Origin of the sequence: Kitasatospora sp. NPDC051164 (genome assembly GCF_044455625.1) — a bacterium.
Taxonomy (GTDB): domain Bacteria; phylum Actinomycetota; class Actinomycetes; order Streptomycetales; family Streptomycetaceae; genus Kitasatospora.
The window spans coordinates 197,818-224,235 of sequence record NZ_JBITFB010000016.1; the positions used below are offsets into that span (position 1 = coordinate 197,818).

A 26,418-nucleotide genomic window follows, 5' to 3' on the forward strand; every position below is an offset into this window, starting at 1 on the left:
GGGGGTTTTTTCCCCCTTGCAATGGTTTTTTACCCCCCGCGCCGCGCCCGCGGGGCGGCACGGGGGGCGCGCGGGGGGGGGGGGCCCCCCGCGGGCGCGGGGGGGGGGGGGCCCGCCGAGGCGTCCGGGGATCAGACCTTGAGGTACTTGCGCAGCGTGAAGAACGCCGCCACACCGGCCATGCCCATACCCACCACGATCAGCAGAGGTATCACCGCGAGCACCGAGCCGAGGCCGATGAAGTGGATGAACTGCACCCGGTCGGCCAGCCAGTTCTGGACGAAGAAGTGCCCGCCGATCAGCAGTCCGGAGGCCATCGCCGCGCCGAGCAGCGCGGAGAACGCGGCCTCGGCGATGAAGGGCATCTGGACGTAGAAGTTCGAGGCACCGACCAGGCGCATGATGCCGGTTTCGCGCCGCCTGCTGTACGCCGACACCCGGACGGTGTTGACGATCAGCAGCAGGGCGACGAAGAGCATCAGCACCATGATCACGAAGGCCGCCGTCTGCAGGCCGTTGAGCAGGCCGAACAGGTTCTCCAGGATCTTCCGCTGGTCCTCGACCGACTTCACGCCGGGTTTGCCGGCGAAGGCGCTCTGGATCACGTCGTACTTGGTCGGGTCGTTCAGCTTGACCCGCCAGGACTGCGGCATGGCGTCCGGGCCCAGGACGGGGATGAGCGGGTTCTCCGGGTTCATCTCCTTCCAGTGCTTGTACGCGTCGGGGGAGCTCTCGTAGGTGGAGGTCTGGACGACCGAGGTCATCTTGTCCAGCTGGTCCTTGATGTCCTGGACCTGCTGGTCGGTGGCCGCGCCCTTGTCGCACTGGGGCGAGTTGCGGGCGTCCGCCTTGGTACAGAAGTAGATGCTCACCTCGACCTTGTCGTACCAGTACCCCTTCATGGAGTTCACCTGGTCGCGGACCAGGAGCGAGGAACCGGCGAGGGCGAGGGAGAGCGCGACACTGACGACGACCGCGATGGTCATCGTCAGGTTGCGTCGGAGACCCACACCGATCTCCGACAGGACGAACTGGGCACGCATGCGGGAAACAACTCCAGGGTCGGTACTGCTCCGGGTCGGGCGATTCGGGCCGGCGGCCCTACGGGGTCAGCGCTGGGGGGTCAGTGCTGGTATCCGTAGACGCCGCGAGCCTGGTCGCGGACGAGCAGCCCCTTGTCGAGCTCGATGACGCGCTTGCGCATCTGGTCGACGATCGCCTGGTCGTGGGTGGCCATCAGCACCGTGGTGCCGGTGCGGTTGATGCGGTCGAGCAGCTTCATGATGCCGACCGAGTTCTGCGGGTCGAGGTTGCCGGTGGGCTCGTCCGCGATCAGCAGCATCGGACGGTTCACGAAGGCGCGGGCGATCGCCACGCGCTGCTGCTCACCACCGGACAGCTCGCCCGGCATGCGGTCCTCCTTGCCGCCCAGGCCGACCAGCTCCAGCACCTCGGGCACCACCTTGTTGATGGCGCTCTTGGGCTTGCCGATCACCTCGAGGGCGAAGGCGACGTTCTGCGCGACCGTCTTGTTGGGGAGCAGACGGAAGTCCTGGAAGACGGTGCCCAGCTGGCGGCGCATGTGCGGCACCTTCCAGTTGGACAGCTTGCCGAGGTCCTTGCCCAGCACGTGCACCGCGCCCGTACTGGGACGCTCCTCGCGCAGGCACAGGCGCAGAAAGGTGGACTTGCCCGAGCCGGACGAACCGACCAGGAAGACGAACTCACCCTTCTCGATCTCCAGCGAGACGTTGTCCAGGGCGGGACGGTTCTGCTTGGGATAGGTCTTGGAGACGTTGTCGAATCTGATCACGGCTGCATCACGGAGGCCATCCTAGGCGGCACCAGTCCTCGGTCGATCCGCCCCGGTCGCCCGGTCCGGGGGCGGGCGAAAGGAGCGCAGAGGGCCGCTCCCGGTCTGGGACCATACGCGAACCGGCAGCCGGCCCGCAGGGGCAGCCCGTGACAGCGCCCGGAATCCGGGAGACAATGTCCGGTTATGCCCCGAATTATGCGAGGCATGTCACAGCCCGGGAGCCGGAACCGCCGGAACCTGGCAGAGTGGGAGACGGCGACCGCGTTCGGCCGCTCCCCCGTACAGGGCAAGAAGTGGAACCAAAGCCCCGTCCGGTGCGTTGGCTGTAGCAGCGAGGAGGAGATCGCATGACCTGCGACCATCTGGTGTGCGCCAACTGCAACGGCCGCGTCAGCGACGGGCGTTGCGCGGTGTGCCGCGCCAACCGGGCCCGGCTGCAGGAGCAGCAGGGGCCGTTCGCCGCGCTCTCCCCCGCCGTGCTGCTGGCCCTCCTGGCCGGGCTGCTCGCGGTGGCACTGATCGCCCGGCAGGCACTGGCCTGAGTTCTTTCCGGACGTACGAACCGGACGTGCGAAGGGCCCCGACCGCTACGGTCGGGGCCCTTCGTACGTCTTTCTCTGCTGTTCGGCGCTGGTCTTACTCGGCGCTGGTCTCGCGCTGCTTGCGCCAGCGGATCCCGGCCTCGATGAAGCCGTCGATGTCGCCGTCCAGCACGGCCTGCGGGTTGCCGGCCTCGTACGCGGTCCGGACGTCCTTGACCATCTGGTACGGGTGCAGGACGTAGGAGCGCATCTGGTTGCCCCAGGAGCTGCCGCTGTCCTTGAGCGCGTCCATCGCCGCCTTCTCCTCCTGGCGGCGCCGCTCCAGCAGCTTCGCCTGGAGGACGTTCATCGCGGACGCCTTGTTCTGGATCTGCGAGCGCTCGTTCTGGCAGGAGACCACGATGCCGGTCGGGAGGTGCGTGATGCGCACCGCCGAGTCGGTGGTGTTGACGCCCTGGCCGCCGGGGCCGGAGGCGCGGTAGACGTCCACGCGCAGCTCGCCCTCGTCGATGTCGACGTGGTCGGACTGCTCGACGACCGGGAGGACCTCGACGCCGGCGAAGGAGGTCTGCCGGCGACCCTGGTTGTCGAACGGCGAGATGCGGACCAGGCGGTGGGTGCCCTGCTCGACCGAGAGGGTGCCGTAGGCGTAGGGCGCCTTCACGGTGAAGGTCGCGGACTTGATGCCGGCCTCTTCGGCGTACGAGGTGTCGTACACCTCGGTCTGGTACCCGTGCCGCTCGGCCCAGCGCAGGTACATGCGCATCAGCTGCTCGGCGAAGTCGGCGGCGTCCACGCCACCGGCCTCGGCACGGATGTTGATCAGCGCCTCGCGGGCGTCGTACTCACCGGACAGGAGGGTGCGGACCTCCAGCTCCTCGACGGCCTTCTGGAGGGAGACCAGCTCGGCCTCGGCCTCGACACGGGTGTCCGCGTCGTCCTCGGCCTCGGCCAGCTCGAACAGCACACCCAGATCGTCGATGCGGCTGCGCAGGCCCTCGACCCGGCGCAGTTCACCCTGGAGGAAGGAGAGCCGGCTGGTCACCTTCTGCGCATTCGCGACGTCGTCCCACAGGGTGGGGGCGGCTGCCTCCTCCTCCAGGACCGCGATGTCGGCCCGGATCTTGTCCAGGTCGAGGACGGCCTCGATCGACCCCATGGTCGTATCGAGGTTCTTGAGCTCTTCGGAAGGATCGACGGCTGCCACGCCCCCAGGGTAATGGTTCCGGGGGTGGTCATGACGACACCCCCGTTTCCCACCGGGGCTACGGCGCCCGCGGGGCGGTGCCGTGCACGGCCGGACGGGCCGGGTGGCCGCGGTCCGGGGCGGTGGCCGCGAAGGCCGTCCAGGCCGCGGCGGCGCCCGCCAGCAGCAGCACGGTGGCCAGCAGGACGGCCAGCAGCCGGCGGCGGCGCAGCAGGGCCTGGCGGTCCCGGCGGTGGCCCGGGGCGGTGCGCTGGGCGCGGGACTCGGCGGCGTACGCGGCCAGTTCCTCGGCGGACGGGCGACGCAGGCTGGTGTGGGTGTCCCGGGTGGAGTCCGGGGCGACGCCGGGCACCAGCGGGACGGCCGGGCCGCGACGGCGCTTGTGGAGGCCGGGGCCGGCGTCGACCTCGGCGTAGACCGCCTCGCCGGGGGTCAGCTGCTCCTCGGCCGGGGCGCGACCCTGGGTGGGCACGGCGAGCACCGGCAGACCGGCCAGCGACGGCAGCTGCTCGCGCAGCCGGGCGGCCAGCTCGGCGGCGCGCAGCCGGGAGGCGGGGGCCTTGGCCAGGCACTCGGAGATGATCCGCCACAGCCCGTCCGGCAGGCCTGGGATCGGCGGCACCTGCTCGGTGACGTGCCGGCGCAGCACCGCGCCGGTGTGGCCGCCGCCGAACGGGGTGGAGCCGGCCAGCAGCTCGTACAGGACGGTGGCGAGGGCGTAGATGTCGACGGCGGCGCGCGGCTCCAGGCCCTCGATGATCTCGGGGGCGAGGTAGTCGGGGGTGCCGATGATCCGGGTGGCCCGGGTGCGGCGCGGGGCGTCGACCAGGCGGGCCACCCCGAAGTCGGTCAGCTTGGCGCGCGGGGCACCGCCGGGGCCGGGGGCGGCGGCGAGGTCGAGCAGGACGTTCTCCGGCTTGACGTCGCGGTGGACGATCCCGGCCGCGTGCGCGGCGGCCAGGCCGTCGGCGACGTCCGCGATGATCGAGGCGGCGGTCTGCGGCGGCAGCGCGCCGTCCCGCTCCAGCCGGGAGCGCAGGTCGGTGCCCTGGACCAGCTCCATCACCAGGGCAAGGTCGCTGCCGTCCACGACCATGTCGCGCACGCCGACCACCCGGGGGTGGTCGAGGCTGGTCAGCGCGGTGCGCTCCTGGACGAAGCGGCCGACCAGCACCTGGTCGGAGGCGAGGTCCTCGCGCAGCAGCTTGACCGCCACCGGGCCGTCGGGCCCCTCACCGAGCCAGACCGTCCCGGCCGAACCCCGGCCGATCACCTGGTGGACGGTGTACCGGCTGCCGATCTTGCGTGCCAATGCTGCTCCGTGGGCGGCGCGGGAGCGCTCCGGGGGGTCCGGTGCACTCGGTGGGGCGGGACAACAGCGACCAACCTACGCGCCCGGCGGCCCCGTGGGCCCGCCTGAGGGGTCCGGAGCGGGAGTCTCGGGCGAGAAATCTCGTCAATTGTCGACAAAGCGTCAATCTAGCTGTCCGGAGCCGGTCCAGAGTCCGGGTCAGAGTCCGGACCGGAGTCCGGACCAACCCGATCCGGGGCGTGACGGCGCTACTTGCCGAAGACGCTGTTCACCCAGTCCCGCGCCGAGTCGTACCAGCCCACGACGTTGTCCCAGTAGTGCGGCAGCGGCGTGAAGTTCCACAGCGCCACCGCGGCCACGGCCAGCACCAGCAGCACCATCAGGCAGCCCTTGAGGCAGCCGAGCCCCGGGATGTACATCCGGTTGCGGCTGCGCGGGCGCCGCTCGCGGGCCGGCGCGGGCTCGCGGCGGGCGGACTCGCGCGGCGGCTCCTCGCGGCGCGGCGGGGCCTCCCGGTACTGCGGCGCGGGCGGCTCGGCCCGGCGCGGCACCGGGGTGGGCGCGGGCGGCGGCGGGTAGCCGCCCTGCGACCGGCCGTGCCCGGCCGGGGCCTGCCGGTAGCCGCCGGGCGGCTGCGGACGGCCGCCGGGCCGGCCGCCCTGGGGGCCGCGGCCGGCCTGGCCGCCCTGCCCTGCCGGTCCGGCCTGGTAGGGCGGCGGGGCCACCGGCGGGCGCTGCGCGTACCCGGGCGGCGGCGGGGCCTGCTGGTAGCCGGGGCGTCCGCCCGGGGCGCCCTGCCCGGCCTGCCCGCCGTAGGGCGGCTGTCCGGCCTGGTAGGGCGGCGGAGCGACCTGCGGCTCGCCGTACTCCTCGTAGTCCTGCGGGCCGAAGTAGCCGACCTGGGTCTGCTGGTTGCGGTCCCGCGCCGCGCGCAGCTGGGTCTGCCACGGGTGCGGCGCCTCCTCCTTCGGCCCGGGGGGCGCGGTGGGCGGGGGCGGCGGCACGGCGGTGGGCGGCATCACCTGGGTGCGGTCCGGGGTGCCGTACGGGGGCGCGGGCGGCGGCTGGGTGCCCATCACCCGGGTCGCCGCGGCCGGGTCGTACTGCCCGCCCGAGGCTGTCGGGGGCAGCACCTGGGTGCGGTCCTCGGTCCCGGCCGCCCCCGGGCCGGCAGCCGAGACACCGCCGGGGACCGCGGTGGGCCGCGGGTCGGGCTGCAGCAGGGCGGCGACCGCCAGCGCCTCGTCCACCGCCGCCGGGGAGGCGTGCACGCCGACGCCGGCCGCGACCACCCGCAGGGCGCGGGCCAGCGCGGTGGCGCCGGGCCGCTGGGCCGGGTCCTTGCGCAGGCAGCGCTCGATCACCGTCCAGAGCGGCTCGGGCATGGTGCTGGGCCGCTGCGGCTCCTGCGCCAGGTGGGCCTGGAGGACGGCGAGCGCGCTGTCGCCCTGGAACGGCTGGCGGCCGGTGACCAGCTCGTACAGCATGATCCCGGCGCCGTACACGTCCACCGCGGAGGTCTGCGGGCGGCCCTCGGCGGACTCCGGCGCGACGTACGCGGGGGTGCCGACGAACTCGTGGGTGCGGGTGACGCCCGGGGAGTCGGCGAGGCGGGCGATGCCGAAGTCGGTGAGCAGCGGGTGCATCCGCTCGGTGCCGTCCACCACGGTGGAGGCGAGCAGGACGTTGGCCGGCTTGAGGTCGCGGTGGACGATCCCGTCCGCGTGGCTGGCCGCCAGCGCGTCCGCCACCTGGGCCATCAGCAGCGCGCCCGCGATCGGGCTGAACGGGCCGTTGGCGCGCAGGTAGCGGGCCAGGTCGGGGCCCTCCACCAGGTCCATCACCAGGGCCAGCAGCTCGCCCTCGACGACCAGGTCACGGACCCGGACGATGTTGGGGTGGGTCAGCCGCAGCAGCAGCGAGCGCTCGCGCAGGAAGCGCATCACGACGTCCGGGTCGGCGGCCAGCTCCTCGCGCAGCACCTTGATCGCGACCCGCTGCCCGGGCTCGCTGCCCGGCACCTGGACGTCCTCGCGCACCACGCCGCGCCAGACGGTGCCGGTCGCACCCCGTCCGAGGGTCTCATCCAGCAGATACTTGCTGCCGACTGGCCGCACCTGTCGCACTCCTCGCCGTGCCGCCCGCGCGGGGCGCTCCTCCGCCGGTGCGGTGAGCCTGCCGGGCCCGTGTCTGCGGCCACTCTAACGGTGTCCGTTCGGGTTTTTGAGGTGACCGGCAGGCCATCCGAGGAGGGTTGGGGGACATCCCCTAGGGGAGTACCCGGAGTGGGTCGGCGGCCTGCTCAGGGGGCCCTGAGGGCGGTGGTTGACCTGACTCACCGTCGCCTCCACCATGGCGATGATCGCAAGATCGTCAAATCCGGTACCGTGCGCGGACCGTCCGTGCCGGATGGCAGGATGGACACTCGCCACTCGTGTGGCCCAAAGGGGTCGCCGCGGCCGCCCGGTGCGTCCACGACGGCGCCGGGGTACCAGGCTTCACCTCAGCAGAAGGGACCCGCGGGCGAGATGCAGATCCGGCTGACCGTCCTCCGACCGCGCAGCGGCCCGGCCGCCGCCGGCTCCGCCATCCCCTACGTGGACGTGCTGGTCACCGCGCCCGTCGGCACCGCGCTCGGCGCCATCGCGGGCGCCCTCGCGGGCGCCGTGGGCGTGCGCGGACCGCGGGCCGCCACCCATGTGCACCTGTACGCCGGCGCGCACCGGGTGGACGAGCACACCCTGCTCGGCCACCCCCCGCTGCTCGACGGAGCCGTCCTCAGCCTCAACGAGCCCGACCCGACCGCCGACGACCCCGACGACACCCCCGCCGTCGCCGAACTGCGTGTGGTCGGCGGGCCGGACGCCGGCGGCGTGCACCGGCTGCACGGCCGGGAGATCCGGATCGGCCGCTCCGGCGAGGCCGACGTCCCGCTCGACGACCCGGACGTCTCCCGGCTGCACCTCGCCCTGCACCTCGCCGAGGACGGCCGGGTCTCCGCCCGCGACCTCGGCTCCACCAACGGCACCACCCTGGACGGCCGGCTCGTCCCGCCCAGCCCGCCCGAGGCCGCCGTTCCGCTGGAGCCCGGCGCCCTCCTGCGGATCGGCGAGTCGACCCTGCAGGTGACCGCCCCCCACCCGGCCGACACCGCCGGGGCCGCCCGCACCGCCCTGCCCGACGGCCACGGCCACCTCCGGCTCGCCGCGCCCGGCCCTACCCGGCCCGCGCCGCCGGTGGTCGAGCCGCCCGCCGCCCCCGAGCCCGCCCCGGGCCGCGGCCGCGGCCTGTTCTCCCTGCTGCCCGGCCGAACCGCCGAACCGCCCGGCCAGGAAAGCGCCGAACGCCACCACGCCGCCGTACGGCTGCGCCAGACCGCCGCCCAGCGCGAACGCTGGCCCGACCTCGCCGCCCTGCTGCTCAGCGCCGTCGGCCCCGGCCCCCGGCTGTGGGAGCGCGGCCCCGGCCACCCCGACGCGCTCACCCTGCGCCTGGGCACCGCCGACCGCCCCGGCGGCCCCGGCACCACGCCCGGCACCACCCTGCCCGCCGTCCCGGTCACCCTCGACCTGCAGACCGCCGGCAGTCTCGGCCTCTGCGGCCCGCGCGAGCGCCTGGACGCGCTCACCCGCGCCGTCGTCGCCCAGCTCGCCGCACTGCACCCGCCGACCGGCCTGAGCCTCGCCGTGGTCGACGCCGACCCCACCCGCACCCCCGAAGAACGCGCCGACACCTGGGCCTGGGCCCTGTGGCTGCCCCACCTGCGCCCCGCCGACGGCCAGGACTGCCGCCTGCTGCTCGGCCTCGACGACGAACAGGCCACCGCCCGGCTGACCGAACTCACCACCCGGCTCAGCGGCCCCAGCGGCCTCGGCGGCCACCCCGCCACCGTGGTCGTGGTGGACGGCCGCCCGGCCACCGAGACCGCCCGGCAGGCACTCGACCTGCTGCTGCGCCAGGGCCCGGCCGTCGGCATCTTCCCGATCTGCCTCGCCGAACAGCCCGAGCTGCTCCCCCGGGGCCTCGGCGCCACCGCCCTGATCACCGGCGAGGTCGGCACCCAGCTCTCGCTCGACCGCCCGGTCGCCCGCGGCCGCGAAACCCTGCACGAGATCTCGCTGGACGCCGTCTCCGACGCCTGGGCCGAGCGACTGGCCCGCCTCCTCGCCCCGCTGCGCGAAGCCGCCCCGGCCGCCCGCGGCCCGCTGCCCGACGCGCTGCGCCTGCTCGACCTGCTGCAGCTCGACACCGTCACCCCGGCCAAGCTGTCCGCCCGCTGGGCCGCGCACGCCGGCGGCATCGGCGCCGCCACCGCACTGCTCGGCACCACCCGGGACGAACTGTGCACCCTCGACCTGGCCGACCCCGAGCTCGCCCTCCCCTCCCCCGACCCCGGCGGCCCGCACCTGCTGATCGGCGGCGCCCACGGCTCCGGCAAGACCGAGCTGCTGCGCACCCTGGTCGCCTCGCTCGCCGTCTCCGAACGCCCCGAACGGCTGGCCGTCACCATCATCGAGGGCCGGGCCTCCGAGGACGGCCTGGACGGCTGCACCGAGCTGCCGCACGTCACCGGCCTGGTCAACGCCGCCGACGACCCGCGCGCCGGGCTGCTCGCGGCCGAGGCCCTGGAGGACGAACTCGCCCTGCGGGAGCGGCTGTTCGACGGGCTGGACTTCGCCTCCTGGCACGCCGCGCGCATCCTGGACGACCGGCACGGCCTGGACGACCGGTCGCAGGCCGTGAACCACCCGCAGGTGCCGGTGCCCGCCACCGTCGGAGCCGCGTCCGCCTCGACGCCCCGGATCATCGCGCCGCGCAGCGCGGAGGGCCCCCGGCCCGGCGCCGCCCCCGCCGCGCCCGTCCCCGCGACGCCCGTCCCCGCCCGCCTGGTCGTCGTCGTGGACGACTACGACGCCCTGCTCTCCCCCACCTCCCCGGCCGGTCGGCCGCTCGCCCGGGCGCTCGCCGACATCGCCCGCCGCGGCGGCCCGCTCGGCATCCACCTCGCCGTCGCCACCGGCAGCCCGGAGGAGAGCGCCGGCACCGAGGTGGACGAGGCCGCGTTGCTGCGGATCGCCCTGCGCACCGACGACCCCGCCGACTCCGACCTGCTGATCCACCTCGGCGACGCGGCCGCCCTCCCCGAGGACACCCCCGGCCGCGGCTACCTGCGACTGCCGGACGGCGGCGTCACCGCCTTCCAGACTGCCCGGATCAGCGGCCGCATCCCGCGCACCGCCACCCTGCGCCCCACCGTGGTCGCGATAGACCCGCTCCAGCTCGGCGCCCCGCCCGCCCGCCGCCCGGTCCGCGAACTCGGCAACGGCCCCACCGACCTCGCCCTCCTCGCCAGCGCCCTCCAGCGCGCCGCCGCCCGGCGCTGACCCGCGGCAAGGGCACCTCGGCCCGTCATTCCGCCCCACCCCGCCCCGATCACGGCAGGGCGGGGCGGGGCCGAACACGGATCAGCCCGTCGGCAGGTCGCCGGGCTTGTCCACGACCGCGCGCTGCTGGACGGCGCTGTCGTAGAGGACGGTTCCCTTCGCCTCCTGGGGGCTGTCCGTGAGCCGGGTGTCCCGGGAGCCGAGGAACTCGTAGGTGTTCCGGTCGAAGATCCACTCCAGGCGGGCCTGGCCGTCGTCCCGCACCACCGCGACGCCGTGCCGACCCAGGGCGTCGGCCTCGTCGTCCAGCATCGTGACGCCCGGGATCAGGGCGGCCGCGCGGTACAGGGCGGCGCTGGTCTCGGGGGCCATCAGCTGCTCCGAGATCAGCTCTCCAATGTCCCGGAAGGCGGCCTGGTCCCGATCGACGCCCTTGCCGTTGCCCTCGGCGTAGACCTTCGTCAGGAGTTCCTGCGGGTCGGTCGGCAGTGTCGTCAGGTAACGGTAGGTGGGTCGGATGATGCTCGCCGGTCCCGGCGCCGGCGTGAGGCCGATCCGGCCCTGCGGGTTCTCCTCGCGGCCGAACGCGACCCGGTCCTCGATCAGCCCGTCGGTGCTGCCGTTCACCGAAAGCCAGACGGCCCGGGGGTGCAGCGGAGCCGGCACCCGCTTGCCGGTCTTCGGATCGCTGGTGGTGCCGGTCCACTGGCTCTTCACGTAGACGTACTGGTCGTCCCGTACGGTCGCGGCGGGCCGGCTCGCCGAGACCTGGGCGATCCGGTCCAGCAGCTGGGCCGCGCTGACCGGATCCTGCGGCCCTGCCGACGGCGCTGCGGACCGTACGGCGGACGGCCCCGCCTGCACCGGCCCGCCCGTCGTACCGTCGCCCCCGCCGGCCGGCACCAGGGCCAGCGCCAGTCCGCCCGCCAGGGCGGGCAGTGCCACCCAGCCGAGCCGCCCCCGTCGGGCCCGTTCGGGCTTCGTCTCCCGGATCTCGCTCATCAGATGTCCCCTCAGCAGCCGGTGGCGGTCGGGGGAGAGCCCGGGCCGTGCCGGTGTCGGCAGCAGCCGGTCCAGCTCGGCACGCTCGTCCTCGTTCATCGGTTCGTCTCCCGTGTCGACCGGGCCGCGTCGGCGCGGCCACCCGGTACCTGTCCGGCCTTCGGGCGGAGTTCCCGCCCGTTTCGGAGCTCCTCCTCGGCCAGCGCGCGCAGCTTCGTGCGGGCGCGCGAGAGCCGCGAACGCACCGTGCCGATCGGCACCCCGAGTGCCTCGGCGGCGCTCGCGTAGTCCAGGCCCGCCCAGACGCACAGCCCGAACACCTCGCGCTCGGCCTTCCGCAGTCCGGCCAGCGCCCGCTGCGCGGCAGCGAGCTGCGCGCTGTCGTCGAGCCGCCCGACCAGCTCGTCGGCGAAGTCCGGCACCACCTCGCGTTCGGGCAGCCGCTCCATCGCCGCCCGGTGCCGCCGGGCCGCCCGGGCCCTGTTGCGCAGCACGTTGGCGGCTATGCCGAACAGCCAGGGCCGGACCGCTCCGCCGTCCTCACACAGTGTGCGCCGCAGCCGCCAGGCCTCCAGGAACGTCAGCTGGACAACGTCCTCCGCGACCGCCCAGTCCCCGGTCGCGCGCACCGCGTACCGGTAGAGATCACCCGCCGCGTCGTCGAACAACTCCCCGAACGCCCACTGGTCCCCGTCCCTCAATCGGCCCCGCTGTGACAGTTCCACACCCCCACCTGTCCGCACGCGACTCAGGGTTCCCACCGGAGCACGGCGGAGGGGCCCCCCCCCCCCGGGGGGGGGGGGGGGGCCCCCCCCCCGCGGCCGGTCAGCCGGTCAGACGCACTTCAGGTCGCGGTTCACCACGGCCATCCCGGCGACCTTGTCGCCGTCCATGGTGAACTCGTACTGCCAGCCCTGCTGACCCTCCACCGGGAACACGTACTTGCCGCTCTTGGCCAACTGGAGGCCCTTGGCGCCGTAGGCCTGCTGCAGGGCCTCCAGGGTGGCGCCGGCGCCGATGCCCTCGGCCGTCTTCGCCTCCGCCGGGGCGACCAGCTCGCGCAGGCCGGCCGCGGCGAAGGAGACCCGACCGGTGGCCAGGTACGCCTTCTCCTTGGTCTCCCGGGCGACCATCAGGTCGACGATGGCCTGCGTCGCGTCCGCCATCAGCTTGGCGGTGGCGGCCGAGTCCTTGGCCGCGGCGGCCGAGCCCGCGGCGGCGGCCGCCGCGTCCTTCGCGGAGGCGTTCGGCGGCAGGGTGCCCGCCGGGGCGGGCGTCTTGCCGGTGGCCGCGTCCGCCTTGGTGTTCAGGTCCTTGTAGCGGGCCTCGGTGGCCGCCTCGGCGGTCATCCGGGCCTGGTCCGGCGCCGGGCCGCCCTTGTAGACGAAGTCCGTGCAGCCGTCGAGCAGCGAGACCGGCGCGGCCTCCAGTGCGCCGGTGGCCAGGCCCGCGTCCTTGGCCATCCCCGGCTTCAGGCCGCGGTAGCCGGCTGCCGCGAAGGCCTCCGGCCCCTTGGTCGTGGGCGCCGCCGAGGGCGCGCCCGGCTGGGCCGGCGCCGCGGCGCCGGCCTTGGCCGTGTCCTTCTTGTCGTCGGACGAGCAGGCCGCCGCTCCGGCGACCAGCAGTGCCACCGAGATGCCCACGCCCGTCGCGCGGACCGAGGCTCGGTTCTTCCCCATGTGCATGCCCCCCACTTGATCGTTCGAGGATCACCGTAGCGAAGGTCCGCTCACGATCCCCAATCGGTTTCCGCACGGAACGGGCACAACAGGGCGCGCGCAGCGGGAGTACGCACAGTCGGGGTACGCACAGCCCGGCGTGCGCACAGCGGAAGGGGCCCGCGTCCGTGGACGCGGGCCCCTTCCGTGCGGCTGTCCGTCAGCGCATCGAGCCGGTGCGCAGCAGGGTGCGGATGACGCGCATCGCGACCGAGAGGCTGGACAGTTCGTAGTTGTCCGAACCCCTTATGTCGTCGAGGGTGCTCTTGGCGCGGTTGAGCAGGGTCCCGTTGAGCTCCGCCCAGGCGGTGTAGCGCTCCTCCGGGGTGGCGCCCTCGGGGCCGCAGACCAGGATGTCGGCGGTCAGCGCCGCGTGGGCCGCGAAGAGGTCCTCGCGGATCGCGGCGCGGGCCATCGACGACCAGCGGTCGGTGCGGGGCAGCTCGATGATGCGGTCGAGCAGGTGCGAGATCTGCAGCCGGTCGCCCAGGTCGTAGTAGAGCTCGGCGACGTCGGCGACGTCCTTGCCGGAGCGGTCCGCGACCTCGGTGATGTCCAGGGTCGGGAAGACCGAGGAGAGGCCGGCGATCCGGGTGGCCAGCTCCTCCGGCACCCCGGCCGAGGCGAGCTCGTTGTACACCTTCTCGAACCAGGTCAGGTCCTCGCCGCGCAACGGCTTGGGCAGCGAGCCCCAGACCTGGGCGACCCGGTCGTGGAAGAACTCGATGGTGCCGGCGATGTCGAGCGGCTGGCGGCGGTTGTTGAGCATCCACCGGGTGGCGCGCTCGACCAGGCGGCGCGAGTGCAGGCGCATCTTGGTCTGCACCCGGGCCGGGACCTGGTTGTCCAGGCCCTCGATCTCGCCCCAGATCGTCTCCAGGTCGAAGACGGCCCGCGCGGCGGTGTGCGTCCGGGCGATCTCCTCGTAGGTCGCGCCGGTCTCCTCCTTCAGGCGGAAGGCGAAGGTGCAGCCACCGCGGTTGATCGTGTCGTTGACGATCAGCGTGGTGATGATCTCGCGGCGCAGCGCGTGGTTGTCGATCGCGTCGGCGAACCGGGCCCGCAGGGCGCTGGGGAAGTACTCGTGCAGCGCGGTGCGGAAGTACGGGTCGTCGGGCAGGTCGGTGGCGAGCAGCTCGTCGGCCAGGATGATCTTGGTGTAGGCGAGCAGCACGGACATCTCGGGCTGGGAGAGCCCGCGGCCGTTCTGCTGGCGGTCACGGATCTGGCGCTCGGTGGGCAGGAACTCCAGGCCCCGGTCGAGGCGGCCGGCCGCCTCGAAGCGGTTGATCATCCGGGCGTGGACGTTGACCATGCTGTGCGCCTGGGCGACGGCGTTGGCCAGCACCACGTTCTGCGCGTAGTTGTTGCGCAGCACCAGGCGGCCGACCTCGTCGGTCATCTCGGCCAGCAGGGCGTTGCGCTGCTTGACCGTCATGTCGCCCTCGGCGACGACCTGGTTGAGCAGGATCTTGATGTTGACCTCGTGGTCCGAGGTGTCCACACCGGCCGAGTTGTCGATCGCGTCGGTGTTGATCCAGCCGCCGATGCCCTCCGGGCCGCCGGTGGCCGCGTACTCGATGCGGCCGAGCTGGGTGCAGCCGAGGTTGCCGCCCTCGCCGATGACCCGGGCCCGGACCTGCTCGCCGTTGACCCGGATGGAGTCGTTGGACTTGTCGCCGACCTCGGCGTTGGTCTCGGTGGAGGCCTTGACGTAGGTGCCGATGCCGCCGTTCCAGAACAGGTCGACCGGCGCCTGCAGGATCGCCTTCATCAGCTCGGCGGGGGTGAGGCGGCTCTCCTGGATGCCGAGGGCGGTCCGGATCTGCGGGGTCAGCTGGATCGACTTCGCCGATCGGGGGTGCACCCCGCCGCCGGCCGAGATCAGCGACTTGTCGTAGTCGTCCCAGGAGCTGCGCGGCAGGTCGAAGAGGCGGCGGCGCTCGGCGTACGAGACGGCCGCGTCCGGGTTCGGGTCGAGGAAGATGTGGCGGTGGTCGAAGGCGGCGATGAGGCGGATGTGCTCGCTGAGCAGCATGCCGTTGCCGAAGACGTCGCCGGACATGTCGCCGATGCCGACGACGGTGAAGTCCTCGGTCTGGGTGTCGTGGCCCAGCTCGCGGAAGTTGCGCTTGACCGACTCCCAGGCGCCGCGGGCGGTGATGCCCATGCCCTTGTGGTCGTAGCCGGCCGAGCCGCCGGAGGCGAACGCGTCGCCCAGCCAGAAGCCGTACGACTCCGCGACGCCGTTGGCGATGTCGGAGAAGGTCGCGGTGCCCTTGTCGGCGGCGACGACCAGGTAGGTGTCGTCCTCGTCGTGGCGGACCACGTCGGCCGGGTGCACGACCTCGCCGCCGACCAGGTTGTCGGTGATGTCGAGCAGCGCCGAGATGAAGGTCTTGTACGAGGAGATGCCCTCGGCCAGCCAGGCGTCGCGGTCCACCGACGGGTCGGGCAGCTGCTTGGCGACGAAGCCGCCCTTGGCGCCGACCGGCACGATGACGGTGTTCTTGACCATCTGCGCCTTGACCAGGCCGAGGATCTCGGTGCGGAAGTCCTCACGCCGGTCGGACCAGCGCAGACCGCCGCGGGCGACCTTGCCGAAGCGCAGGTGCACGCCCTCGACCTGCGGCGAGTAGACCCAGATCTCGAACGCCGGGCGCGGGGCCGGCAGGTCCGGGACGGCCTTCGGGTCGAACTTCATCGACACGTAGGAGTGCCACTCGCCGTTGCCGGCGCGCTGGAAGAAGTTGGTCCGCAGGGTGGCCTTGATGAGGTTCAGGAAGGAACGCAGGATGCGGTCCTCGTCCAGCGAGGCGACCTCGTCGAGGGCGCCGGACAGCTCCTCCAGGATGCCCTCGGTCAGCTCCAGGGCGCCCGAGCGGTGGCTCGGGCTCAGCCGGGCCTCGAACAGGTTGACCAGCAGGCGGGTGGTGTGGGTGTTGTTGCGGAGCGCGTCCTCCATGTAGTCCTGGGAGAACGTGGAGTTCGCCTGGCGCAGGTACTTGGCGTACGCGCGGAGCATCATCGCCTGGCGCCAGGTCAGCCCGGCGGTCAGCACCAGCTCGTTGAAGCCGTCGTTCTCGGCCTTGCCGGTCCAGGTGGCGGCGAAGGTCTCCTGGAAGCGCTCGCGGGCCTCGTCGGTGAGCTCGGTGGCCTCGCGCAGCTTCAGGCCGAAGTCGTAGACCCACGCGGTGGTGCCGTCGGAGCGGCGCAGCGCGTACGGGTGCTCGTCGAGCACCTCGACGCCCAGGCGCTGGAGCACCGGCAGGACCTCGGTGAGCGAGATCGGGCCGCCGACCCGGTAGATCTTGAAGCGGCGCTCGTCGTCGCCGGCGCCGACCGGCTGGTACAGGTTCAGGCGGAAGTCGCCCTCGCCGTGCAGCGCCTCGATCTGCTTGACGTCGGCGACGGCGGTGCGCGGCGGGAAGTCGGCACGGTAGCCGTCGGGGAAGGCGTTGGCGTACTTGTGGCCGAGCTCGGCGGCCTTCTCCTCGCCCAGCTCGAGGTGCAGCTGGTCGTGGAAGCCGTCCATCCAGAACCGGGCGGCCTCGGCGAGGCGGTTCTCGATCCGCTCGATGTCGGTGTCGGTGAGCCGCGGCAGCTCGGTGCCCGGGGCGACCCGGACCACGAAGTGCAGGCGGGTCAGCACCGACTCGGTGGCGTACACCGTGTAGTCGATGGTGGCGCCGTTCAGCTCTTCCTTGAGGATGTCGGTGAGCAGCAGCCGGATCCGCGTGGTGTAGCGGTCGCGCGGCAGGTAGATGAACGCGGAGAAGTAGCGCCCGTACTCGTCCTGGCGCAGGAAGAGCCGCAGCTTACGGCGTTCCTGCAGGTAGAGCACGCTGGTGGCGATGGAGAGCAGTTCGGAGGCCGGGGTCTGGAAGATCTCGTCCCGGGGGAAGGTCTCCATGATCTGCAGCAGGTCGCGGCCGTCGTGGCTCTCGCTGGAGAAGCCGGACTCGTCCAGCACCGCCTGGACCTTGCGGCGCACGACCGGGATGCGGGTGACCGACTCGGTGTAGGCGGCGGAGGAGAACAGGCCGAGGAAGCGGCGCTCGCCGATCGGCTCGCCGGCGGCATTGAACTTCTTCACGCCGACGTAGTCCAGGTAGGCCGGGCGGTGCACGGTGGCGCGGCTGTTGGCCTTGGTCAGGACGAGCAGCTTCTTCTCGTGGGCCTTGGCGCGCACCGGGGCGGAGAGCCGGCCGAAGGCCTCGCTGACCGCGTGGTGGCGGTCGTCGTGGCTGTGCGGGTCGGAGCGCAGGATGCCGAGGCCGGTCCCGGCGACGGCCTTGAGGACCTCCTCGCCCTCGTGCTCGACCAGGTCGTACTCGCGGTAGCCGAGGAAGGTGAAGTGGTCGTCGCCGAGCCAGCGCATCAGCTCCCAGGCCTCGCCGACCTCCTGGTCGGGCAGGCCGGCCGGGGGCTGCTCGGCCAGCTCGTCGGCCAGGCGCAGCGCGCTCTCGCGCATCTTGCCCCAGTCCTCGACGACCTCGCGGACGTCGCCGAGCACGCGGCGCAGGTTGCCCTCGATGGCACGCAGGTCGTCGCGGTCGGTCTCGCGGTCGATCTCGATGTGCATCCACGACTCGACGGTCGCGTCGGCGGGCCACTCGGTGCCGGCGGCCTGGCTGCGGGAGCAGGCGTCGACGTCCAGGATCTCCAGCAGCTTGCCGGTGATGTCACGGCGGACGAGCAGCTGGGGGTGGATCACCAGGTGGATCGCGCGGTCCTGGCGGGAGAGCTCGTTGGTGACGGAGTCGACCAGGAAGGGCATGTCGTCGGTGACGACCTCGACGACGGTGTGGCCGCAGGACCAGCCGTTCTCCTCGACCGAGGGGGTGTGGACCCGCACCTCGGCGGTGCCCTGCGGGCGCTTGAGGCCCAGGCGGTAGTGGGAGGCGGCCGCGCCGTAGACGTCGACCGGGTCGAGGTCGACCAGGTCCTCGGGCGCGGTGTGCAGGTAGTAGTGGTGCAGGTACGCGGTCAGAGCACCGTTGCTCAGACCCTCCCCCGGCGCCGCTCCCCCCACCTGGCTGTTCTCAGCGGCTGCGGCTGCCTTCTTGAGCAGTTCGGCCTTGGCTGCGTCCAGCTTGGTCTGCATGACTTCTTGGCTCCTGTCGCGCGCCGTTGCGTGACTCGGTGGTGTGTGGATGTACACCGACGGGTCTTTCGCAATCCTGCCGCACCGTCCGACTGAAAGGGGCTCATGGCACGCATGAAACGTCCTTGCAGCGGGTAGGACGGTTCGTTCGTCCTGCGAAGCCACCCGACGACGCCAGCCAGCCTAACCGGATCAATCGAAGGTGGACAGGGACAGGTAGGCGCAAACCTGCAGGATGTCGGGTCCGTCCTGGACAGCATGTCCAAACCGGAGGCTCATATTCACTCTGAGCCCATGTGCGGGTAACGGTGGTGGATCGGCGGGACGAAGGTCTCCTTGATCGACCGCGCCGAGGTCCAGCGCAGGAGGTTCTGCGCGGCTCCGGCCTTGTCGTTCGTGCCGGAGGCCCGGCCGCCGCCGAAGGGCTGCTGGCCCACGACGGCGCCGGTGGGCTTGTCGTTGATGTAGAAGTTCCCGGCGGTGAAGCGCAGCTCCTCGACGGCCTGGGCGATGGCGTAACGATCCTGCGCGATCACCGCGCCGGTCAGGCCGTACGGGGCGCCACGGTCGACCCGACCGAGCACGTCGTCCCAGCGGGAGTCCTCGTAGACGTGGACGGCGAGGATCGGGCCGAAGTACTCGGTGCGGAAGATCTCGCCCCGGTGGTCGGAGGAGACCAGCACGGTGGGCCGGACGAACCAGCCGATCGCGTCGTCGTACTGGCCCCCGGCCGCCAGCTCGATCGTCGGGTCGGCCTTGGCCCGCTCGATGGCGTCCCGGTTCTTCTCGAAGGCGCGCCGGTCGATCAGGGCGCCCATGAAGTTGGACAGGTCGGTCACGTCGCCCACCGGGAGCGCGTCCACCTCGGCCAGGAAGTCGTCCTTGATCTTCTGCCAGAGGCTGCGCGGCAGGTAGGCGCGGGAGAGCGCCGAGCACTTCTGGCCCTGGTACTCGAAGGCGCCGCGGATCAGCGCGGTCCGCAGGATCTCCGGGTCGGCCGAGCGGTGGGCCAGCAGGAAGTCCTTGCCGCCGGTCTCGCCGACGATCCTCGGGTACGTGCGGTAGCCGCCGATGTTGGCGCCGATGGTCTGCCACAGGGACTGGAAGGTGGCGGTGGAGCCGGTGAAGTGCAGCCCGGCCAGCGCCGGGTCGGCCAGCGCGACCGGGGAGACCTGCAGGCCGTCACCGGTCACCAGGTTGACCACCCCGGGCGGCAGGCCGGCCGCCTCCAACAGCCGCATCAGGTGGTGGGCGGCCAGGGTCTGGGTCGGCGCGGGCTTCCAGACCACGGTGTTGCCCATCAGCGCGGGCGCGGTGGGCAGGTTGCCGGCGATCGCGGTGAAGTTGAACGGGGTGACCGCGTAGACGAAACCTTCCAGCGGGCGGTGGTCGGTGCGGTTCCACACGCCGGGCGAGGAGACCGGCTGGTCGGCCAGGATCCGCCGGGCGAAGTGGACGTTGAACCGCCAGAAGTCGATCAGCTCGCAGGCGGAGTCGATCTCGGCCTGCTGTGCCGTCTTGGACTGGCCGAGCATGGTGGCCGCGTTGAGCGTCTCCCGCCAGGGCCCGGAGAGCAGGTCGGCGGCGCGCAGGAAGACCGCCGCACGGTCGTCGAAGGAGAGCGAGCGCCACTGCCGCCCGGCCGCCAGCGCCGCGTCCACCGCCGCCCGGGCGTCCTCCCGGGTGGCGTTGCCGAGCACGCCCAGCTTGGCCGCGTGGTGGTGCGGCTGGACGACCTCGATCCGCTCACCGCCGCCGAAGCGCTGCTCGCCGCCGATGGTCATCGGCAGCGGGACCTGCTCGGCCGCCAGCTCGTCCAGCCGCCGGACCAGCCGGTCCCGCTCCGGGCTGCCGGGCGCGTACGCGTGCACCGGCTCGTTGACCGGGGTCGGCACCTCGGTGACTGCGTCGATGGGCATGGCGGCTCCGTCCTGCTGACTGCTCGGCTGTCAGTCCAGCCTGACCAGCGACGGCCCGATCCGCCCGCTCAGACACGCGGACGGCGGACGTGGCACCCGCCACTGCGGCCCGCCCGGGCGTGCTCAGCCGGTAATCCGGCCCGCCAGCTCGACCGCCTCGGCCAGGGTGTCCACCACCGGGACGCCGACCGGCTCCAGCTTCTCCCGGGTGTGCGAGCCACCGGTGTACAGCACCGCCCGCGCGCCCACGCTCAGCGCCGCCAGGGCGTCGTCCGCGGCGTCGCCGATGAGCACCGTACGGGCCGGGTCCACCTGCTCGCCGAGCGCGGTCAGGTGCCGGACCAGGTGCTCCGCCTTCTGCCCGCCGGCCGGGCCGCTGCGGCCGTCCACCCGCAGGAAGTGCCCGGTCAGGCCGAAGGTGTCGACCAGCGGCACCAGCTTGTCGTGCACGTACAGCGACAGCAGCGACTGGCTGTGCCCCGCCGCCTGCCAGCCGGTCACCAGCTCGCGGGCGCCCTCGGTCAGCCCGCAGGACGAGCTCAGCTCGCGGTAGCGGTCGTGGAAGGCGTCGTCGAGCTTCAGCCACTCCTGCGGGGAGGGCTCCCGGCCGAGCAGCCGCTGGTAGAAGCGCGGGATCGGGATCTCGTACTGCTCGCGGTACTCCTGCAGGCTCATCGGCCCGACGCCGATGGTGGCGAAAGCGGCGTTGCTCGCCCCGAGCACCGCCTCCATGTCATGGAAGAGGGTGCCGTTCCAGTCCCAAACGATGTGAGTGCGCACGGGGGACAACGGTAACGCCGGGCACCGACACACCGGTAGGACGGAGCTCACCCGAGCAGCGAGGGGATCTCCTGGGTCGCGAACCAGAGCAGGTCGTGGTCCTCGGCGCCGTCCACGGTGAACTGGGCGTCCTGGTCGCCCGCATCGGCCGCGGCCACCGCCGCCACCGCCGCCGCGACGTCCGTGACCACCTCGTCGTCGGGCACGTCCGCGTGCACCGCGGCCGCCTTGGCCAGCCGCACCGGTCCGGCCAGCACCACCCGGCCGAGCGAGGCCTGGTCCTGGTACTCGTCGCCGGGGAACGGCCACACCGACGCGTCCGCCACGTCCAGCGCCACCACGACCCGGCGGCGCGGGGCCTCCGGGTCGGCGGCCAGCAGCCGCAGCGAGGACTGGGCGGCCCGGTTCAGCGCCGCGTACTCCAGCTCCTCGATGTCGTCACTGACGTACCACTCGCGCAGCGCGGGCGTCACGGCGTACGCCGCGGACTGCTCCAGGGCGCCGCCCTCGTGCGCCGCCGCCAGGCCGGTCAGGGTGGTGGGCACGTACACGCGCATCGGTGGCACTCTCCGGTTCGGTCCAGCGGGCTTCGTCCAGCGGAACGGATTCCCCAGCGCCCCAAGAATAAGCTCCGCCGGGCTCCCGTGATCACCGACGGTGCGGGGTCCGGCCGATCACCGCGCGGCCCGCAGCGCCTCCAGGCTGCTGAGCAGGGCGCTCTCCAGGACCGCACCGCGGCGGGCCGGGTCCATCATGTTCGGGCCCATCACCGCGAGGTCCGCCAGGGTCGGCGCGAGCAGCCGCACCCGGACGCCCTCGGCCCGCAGCAGCGCGGCCTCACGCAGCAGTTGCCGGGTCACGGCGCGGCGGTAGCGGCTGACCAGCTGGGCCAGCACACCCCGCGGGCGGTCCCGGGCGCGCCACTCGCGCAGCGCGGCCAGGGTGTCGCGCCCGCGCCCGACCGGCCCGGACCCGTCGGATCCCCCGAGCCGCTCGGGGCGCTCGGGGCGCGGGTCCAGCCGCAGGGCCATCGGGGCCAGCACGTACACCTCGTCCAGGCCGCGGCCGAGCATCAGATCGGCGTTGGTGGCCGACCAGCAGCCGCCGTCCACGTACGCCGAACCGTCCAGGCGCACCGGCGCGAACCAGCCGGGGATCGCGCAGGAGGCCATCACGGCGTCGGCGACCGCGACCGCCGGGGCGTCCGGATCACCGAAGACCACCCGGCGGCCGCTGCGGTAGTCCACGGCGGCCACCCGCAGCGGCGAGCTCACCACCACGGCACCCGCGTCGGCGTCCGCGTCCGGGGTGTCCGCGTCCGGGGTGTCCGCGGCCGGGGCCGGCCAGCCACCGGGGCCGAGCAGCCCGCGCACCAGCTCGCCGACCGGCGCCAGCAAGCCGCGGCCGTGCGGCGCCATCGCCGAGACCATGGTCAGCAGCGGGTACTCGCGCGGGTGCCGGACGGCGTCGCGCAGCAGGCCCGGCGAGCCGATGCCGACCCGGGGGCGGGGCGGCAGCGCGCCACCGACCGCGGTGTCGTAGTCGAAGGCGACCCCGGCCAGCGGGCCGTCCGTGATCGGCAGGCCGCGCTGGTGGTCGCGCAGCTGCTCGGGGCGGACACCTCCGGACAGCATCGCGGCGAGGATCGCGCCCGCCGAGGTGCCGAGCAGGACGTCGGCGTCGCCCGGCTGCCGCCCGGTGGCCTCCTCGACGGCGCACAGCGCGCCGACCGTCCAGGCCGCGCCGAGCATCCCGCCGCCGCCCAGCACCAGGCCGCGCCGGGGTGGGCCCCCGGCGCGCGGGGTGGTGCCCGCGACCGCCGGGGCCGGCACCGCTGCTGCTACCCGTGTCGTCATACCGCCGCCCGTCGTCGTGGGGGCGGCTGCCCGCTCCCCGCGGTTCCCGGTCAGGCTCCGATGGTGCGCGCCGGGCCGGTACGGCGCAATGCGGCAGCCGGGCGCCGACCACCCGGTCCGCCCAGCCGGAGCGTCCCCTTTCGGACCCTACGGCCCGCCCCCGCACGTCAACCGGGCGCCGCACGACCGCTGCGCCGGCCCTTCGCCGCGCTGGCCTCTTCACCCGGATAGGTGAACTTGAGACCCGGCTCCGAGCGCCCGGAAAAGGCGTTGCCGCCCCGCGTGTGGCGCCGCCAGCCTGGACCCGTCCGTACCCGCACCACCCCGTCGAGGAGCCACCGTGACCGCCCACCACACCCACCACCACGCCCACCTGTCCGCCCGCCCGCACCGCCGCCCGCACACCGTCGGCGGCGGCTGCGACCCGGCCGGGCGCCGGCCCCGGCACCCCCGCACCGCCTGCGCCGGCGACCCCGGCCACGACCCCCGCGCACTGGCCTCCCGGTTCGCCCACCAGCTGGTCGAGGTGCTCACCGGCGTGCGGCCCTCCGGCCAGCTGATGCGGCACACCAGCCTGGACGGCTACGGGCAGCTCGCCTCGCTGGTCCGGACGGGCGCGCTGCGCCGCGGCGGGGCCGCCGACCGGCCCCGGCTCGGCCCGGTACACGACCGCTCGCCCTCGCCCGACGCGGTCGAGGCCTGTGTCCGGGTCGACCTCGGCCGGCGGCACCACATGGTCGCCTTCCGGCTGGAGCAGCGCGGCCCGGCCGGGCAGTGGCAGTGCACCGCCGTGGAGGCCCGATGACGGCGGTGCACTGCCACGCGGCGGTCCGGGGAACGGCGCAGGGCGCCGCCCCCGTCCGGGAGCTGCGCCCTGCGCGGCGTCCTGCGTGTCGTTCCACGGCCCGAGCCGGCCGTACGGGCGGCTCAGCCCTTGCGGCGGCGGCCCTTGGCCGACTTGGCGGCCTTGCGGCGCTCGGCGCGGGTCATCCCGTCGCCCTCGTCCTCCGGCGCGAGGTCCTCGAAGTCGCCCTCGATGACACCGCCGCCGACCTCGTCCGAGGGGGCCGTGTAGTGCAGCCGCTGCGGCTTCGGGGCCTCCAGGCCCTTGGCCTTGATCTCCGGGCGGGCGGCGTCCTTCTCCAGCTTGTCGAGCACCACCTGGGCGTCCTCGACCGGGACCTCCTCGACCTGCTGCTCGACCTGGACCTCCAGGTTGAACAGGTAGCCGACGGACTCCTCCTTGATGCCCTCCATCATCGCGGTGAACATGTCGAAGCCCTCGCGCTGGTACTCGATCAGCGGGTCACGCTGCGCCATGGCCCGCAGGCCGATGCCCTCCTGGAGGTAGTCCATCTCGTAGAGGTGCTCGCGCCAGCGGCGGTCCAGCACCGACAGCACGACCCGGCGCTCCAGCTCGCGCATGATCTCCTCGCCGAGCTGGTCCTCGCGGGCGCCGTACTGCGCCTGGATGTCCTCCTGGATGACCTTGACCAGGAACTCGGGGGTCAGGCCGGCCGAGCCGCCGGCCTCCTCCTCCAGGTCCTCCAGGTCCAGGGCCATCGGGTAGAGCTGCTTGAGCGCGGTCCAGAGCTTCTCCAGGTCCCAGTCGTCCTCGAAGCCCTCGCCGGTGGCCGCCTTGACGTAGGCCTCGACGGTGTCGTCCATGAAGTGGCCGACCTGCTCCTGCAGGTCCTCGCCCTCCAGCACGCGGCGGCGCTCGCCGTAGATGACCTCGCGCTGGCGGTTGAGCACCTCGTCGTACTTGAGGACGTTCTTGCGGATCTCGAAGTTCTGCTGCTCGACCTGGGTCTGCGCGGAGGCGATCGCGCGGGTGACCATCTTGGACTCGATCGGCACGTCCTCGGGCACGTTGGCCATCGAGAGCACGCGCTCGACCATGCCGGCCTTGAACAGGCGCATCAGGTCGTCGCCCAGCGACAGGTAGAACCGGGACTCGCCCGGGTCGCCCTGACGGCCGGAGCGGCCGCGCAGCTGGTTGTCGATCCGGCGGGACTCGTGCCGCTCGGTACCGAGGACGTAGAGGCCGCCGGCCTCCTTGACCTCGTCCTGCTCGGCCTTGACGGAGGCCTTGGCCTTCTCCAGCGCGGCGGGGAACGCGGCCTCGTACTCCTCCGGGGTCTCGGTCGGAGTGAGCCCGCGCTGCGCCAGCTCGGCCGCCGCGAGGTGGTCGGAGTTGCCGCCGAGCATGATGTCGGTGCCACGACCGGCCATGTTGGTGGCGACGGTGACGGCGCCCTTGCGGCCGGCCTGCGCGACGATCTGCGCCTCGCGCTCGTGGTGCTTGGCGTTCAGCACCTCGTGCGGGATGCCGCGCTTGCGCAGCTCCTGCGACAGGTACTCGGACTTCTCGACCGACACGGTGCCGACCAGCACCGGCTGGCCCTTCTCGTGCTTCTCGGCGATGTCCTCGACCACGGCGGCGAACTTGGCCGGCTCCGACTTGTAGATCAGGTCGGGCTGGTCGATGCGCAGCGGCGTCTTGTTGGTCGGGATCGGCACCACGCCGAGCTTGTAGATCTGGTGGAACTCGGCGGCCTCGGTGGTGCCGGTACCGGTCATGCCCGCGAGCTTGTCGTACAGGCGGAAGAAGTTCTGCAGGGTGATGGTGGCCAGCGTCTGGTTCTCGTTCTGGACCTCCACCCCCTCCTTGGCCTCGATCGCCTGGTGCATGCCCTCGTTGTAGCGACGGCCGGCCAGGATGCGGCCGGTGTGCTCGTCGACGATCATGACTTCGCCGTTCATGACGACGTAGTCCTTGTCCGCCTTGTAGAGCTCCTTCGCCTTGATGGCGTTGTTCAGGAAGCCGACCAGCGGGGTGTTCACCGACTCGTAGAGGTTGTCGATGCCGAGGTAGTCCTCGACCCGGGTGACGCCCTCCTCCAGGATGCCGACGGTGCGCTTCTTCTCGTCGACCTCGTAGTCGCGGTCGATCTTCAGGCGCTGCACCAGCTTGGCGAAGTCGGCGTACCACTTGGTCGCCTGGTCGGCCGGGCCGGAGATGATCAGCGGGGTGCGGGCCTCGTCGATGAGGATCGAGTCGACCTCGTCGACGATCGCGAAGTTGTGGCCGCGCTGGACGAGTTCGTCCTTCGACCAGGCCATGTTGTCGCGCAGGTAGTCGAAGCCGAACTCGTTGTTCGTGCCGTACGTGATGTCCATCGCGTACTGCTGCTTGCGCTCCGCGGGCGTCATGTTGCCCAGGATCACGCCGACTTCGAGGCCGAGGAAGCGGTGCACCCGGCCCATCCACTCCGAGTCACGCTCGGCGAGGTAGTCGTTGACGGTGATCAGGTGGACGCCCTTGCCGGTCAGCGCGTTCAGGTACGCGGGCAGGGTGCCGACGAGGGTCTTGCCCTCACCGGTGCGCATCTCGGCGACGTACCCGTGGTGCAGGGCCGCGCCGCCCATGATCTGGACGTCGTAGTGCCGCTGGCCGAGCACGCGCTTGGCCGCCTCACGGACGGTGGCGAACGCCTCGGGGAGGATGTCGTCCAGGCTCTCGCCGTCCACGAGCCGCTGCTTGTACTCGTCGGTCAGTGCGCGCAGCTCGGCGTCGGTGAGGTTGACGAAGTCCTCTTCGATGGAGTTGACCTGGGCAGCAATCCGCTGCAGCTTGCGAAGGATCTTGCCCTCGCCTGCGCGCAGGATCTTGTCGAAGACGGACACTTGAGCGGGCTCCTTGCCTGTATTGGCACTGGACGACTGCACGGGGGGTCCACCCCACCGCACGGGCCATCGTATGCGAGGAGTC

At 72.9% G+C, this 26,418-nt stretch carries 17 protein-coding genes; 3 read left to right on the forward strand and 14 right to left on the reverse strand.

The features are described 5' to 3' along the window. Positions 1 to 131 precede the first annotated feature (131 nt). Positions 132 to 1,043, reverse strand: a complete 912-nt coding sequence (gene ftsX, locus ACIBEC_RS24730; RefSeq protein WP_360496768.1) for a permease-like cell division protein FtsX — start codon at positions 1,041 to 1,043, stop codon at positions 132 to 134. A gap of 80 nt (positions 1,044 to 1,123) precedes the next feature. After that, positions 1,124 to 1,813 (reverse strand): cell division ATP-binding protein FtsE, encoded by a 690-nt coding sequence (gene ftsE, locus ACIBEC_RS24735; protein WP_030059730.1) that lies wholly within the window; start codon positions 1,811 to 1,813, stop codon positions 1,124 to 1,126. Positions 1,814 to 2,163: 350 nt separating this feature from the next. Here ftsE and ACIBEC_RS24740 point away from each other — a divergent pair, with 350 nt between their 5' ends. After that, complete coding sequence (locus ACIBEC_RS24740) at positions 2,164 to 2,358, forward strand: hypothetical protein (RefSeq protein WP_360496765.1); 195 nt, start codon at positions 2,164 to 2,166, stop codon at positions 2,356 to 2,358. A gap of 94 nt (positions 2,359 to 2,452) precedes the next feature. On the opposite strand, the gene prfB is transcribed toward ACIBEC_RS24740, so the two are convergent. The 3 genes from prfB to ACIBEC_RS24755 all read right to left on the reverse strand — a co-directional run bounded on the left by prfB (position 2,453) and on the right by ACIBEC_RS24755 (position 6,994). After that, the gene (prfB, locus tag ACIBEC_RS24745) at positions 2,453 to 3,565 is read right to left on the reverse strand and encodes a peptide chain release factor 2 (protein WP_360496762.1); all 1,113 of its coding nucleotides are present in this window, start codon (positions 3,563 to 3,565) and stop codon (positions 2,453 to 2,455) included. 58 nt (positions 3,566 to 3,623) lie between these two features. Continuing rightward, a complete protein-coding gene (locus ACIBEC_RS24750; RefSeq protein WP_360496759.1) occupies positions 3,624 to 4,877 on the reverse strand; it encodes a serine/threonine-protein kinase in 1,254 nt (417 codons plus the stop codon). Between the two features lie 248 nt (positions 4,878 to 5,125). Then, positions 5,126 to 6,994 (reverse strand): protein kinase, encoded by a 1,869-nt coding sequence (locus ACIBEC_RS24755; protein ID WP_360496756.1) that lies wholly within the window; start codon positions 6,992 to 6,994, stop codon positions 5,126 to 5,128. A gap of 411 nt (positions 6,995 to 7,405) precedes the next feature. Here ACIBEC_RS24755 and ACIBEC_RS24760 point away from each other — a divergent pair, with 411 nt between their 5' ends. Next, positions 7,406 to 10,261 (forward strand): FtsK/SpoIIIE domain-containing protein, encoded by a 2,856-nt coding sequence (locus tag ACIBEC_RS24760; RefSeq protein ID WP_360496753.1) that lies wholly within the window; start codon positions 7,406 to 7,408, stop codon positions 10,259 to 10,261. 81 nt (positions 10,262 to 10,342) lie between these two features. Here ACIBEC_RS24760 and ACIBEC_RS24765 read toward each other — a convergent pair whose 3' ends face one another. The 8 genes from ACIBEC_RS24765 to ACIBEC_RS24800 all read right to left on the reverse strand — a co-directional run bounded on the left by ACIBEC_RS24765 (position 10,343) and on the right by ACIBEC_RS24800 (position 22,643). Beyond that, on the reverse strand, positions 10,343 to 11,362 hold the full coding sequence (locus tag ACIBEC_RS24765) for a CU044_5270 family protein (RefSeq protein WP_360496750.1): 1,020 nt from the start codon (positions 11,360 to 11,362) through the stop codon (positions 10,343 to 10,345). Continuing rightward, positions 11,359 to 11,988, reverse strand: a complete 630-nt coding sequence (locus ACIBEC_RS24770) for an RNA polymerase sigma factor (protein WP_360496747.1) — start codon at positions 11,986 to 11,988, stop codon at positions 11,359 to 11,361. The genes ACIBEC_RS24765 and ACIBEC_RS24770 overlap by 4 nt, the downstream gene beginning before the upstream one ends. Positions 11,989 to 12,096: 108 nt before the next feature. Further along, complete coding sequence (locus ACIBEC_RS24775) at positions 12,097 to 12,942, reverse strand: hypothetical protein (protein WP_360496744.1); 846 nt, start codon at positions 12,940 to 12,942, stop codon at positions 12,097 to 12,099. A gap of 199 nt (positions 12,943 to 13,141) precedes the next feature. Next, positions 13,142 to 18,088, reverse strand: a complete 4,947-nt coding sequence (locus tag ACIBEC_RS24780; RefSeq protein ID WP_360496741.1) for an NAD-glutamate dehydrogenase — start codon at positions 18,086 to 18,088, stop codon at positions 13,142 to 13,144. Between the two features lie 281 nt (positions 18,089 to 18,369). Beyond that, complete coding sequence (gene pruA / locus ACIBEC_RS24785) at positions 18,370 to 20,001, reverse strand: L-glutamate gamma-semialdehyde dehydrogenase (protein WP_360497230.1); 1,632 nt, start codon at positions 19,999 to 20,001, stop codon at positions 18,370 to 18,372. 129 nt (positions 20,002 to 20,130) lie between these two features. Beyond that, positions 20,131 to 20,787, reverse strand: coding sequence for an HAD family hydrolase (locus ACIBEC_RS24790; RefSeq protein ID WP_360496738.1), 657 nt, complete (start codon positions 20,785 to 20,787; stop codon positions 20,131 to 20,133). Between the two features lie 47 nt (positions 20,788 to 20,834). After that, positions 20,835 to 21,344: a DUF6912 family protein gene (locus ACIBEC_RS24795; protein WP_360496735.1), complete on the reverse strand. Its 510-nt coding sequence runs from the start codon at positions 21,342 to 21,344 to the stop codon at positions 20,835 to 20,837. 117 nt (positions 21,345 to 21,461) lie between these two features. Beyond that, positions 21,462 to 22,643, reverse strand: coding sequence for a patatin-like phospholipase family protein (locus tag ACIBEC_RS24800; protein ID WP_360496732.1), 1,182 nt, complete (start codon positions 22,641 to 22,643; stop codon positions 21,462 to 21,464). 340 nt (positions 22,644 to 22,983) lie between these two features. On the opposite strand from ACIBEC_RS24800, the gene ACIBEC_RS24805 reads away from it, so the two are divergent. After that, the gene (locus tag ACIBEC_RS24805; protein WP_360496729.1) at positions 22,984 to 23,448 is read left to right on the forward strand and encodes an Rv3235 family protein; all 465 of its coding nucleotides are present in this window, start codon (positions 22,984 to 22,986) and stop codon (positions 23,446 to 23,448) included. Between the two features lie 122 nt (positions 23,449 to 23,570). On the opposite strand, the gene secA is transcribed toward ACIBEC_RS24805, so the two are convergent. Then, positions 23,571 to 26,333 carry a preprotein translocase subunit SecA gene (secA, locus tag ACIBEC_RS24810; RefSeq protein ID WP_360496726.1) on the reverse strand — a complete coding sequence of 921 codons (2,763 nt, stop codon included), beginning with the start codon at positions 26,331 to 26,333 and terminating at the stop codon, positions 23,571 to 23,573. Positions 26,334 to 26,418 lie beyond the last annotated feature (85 nt).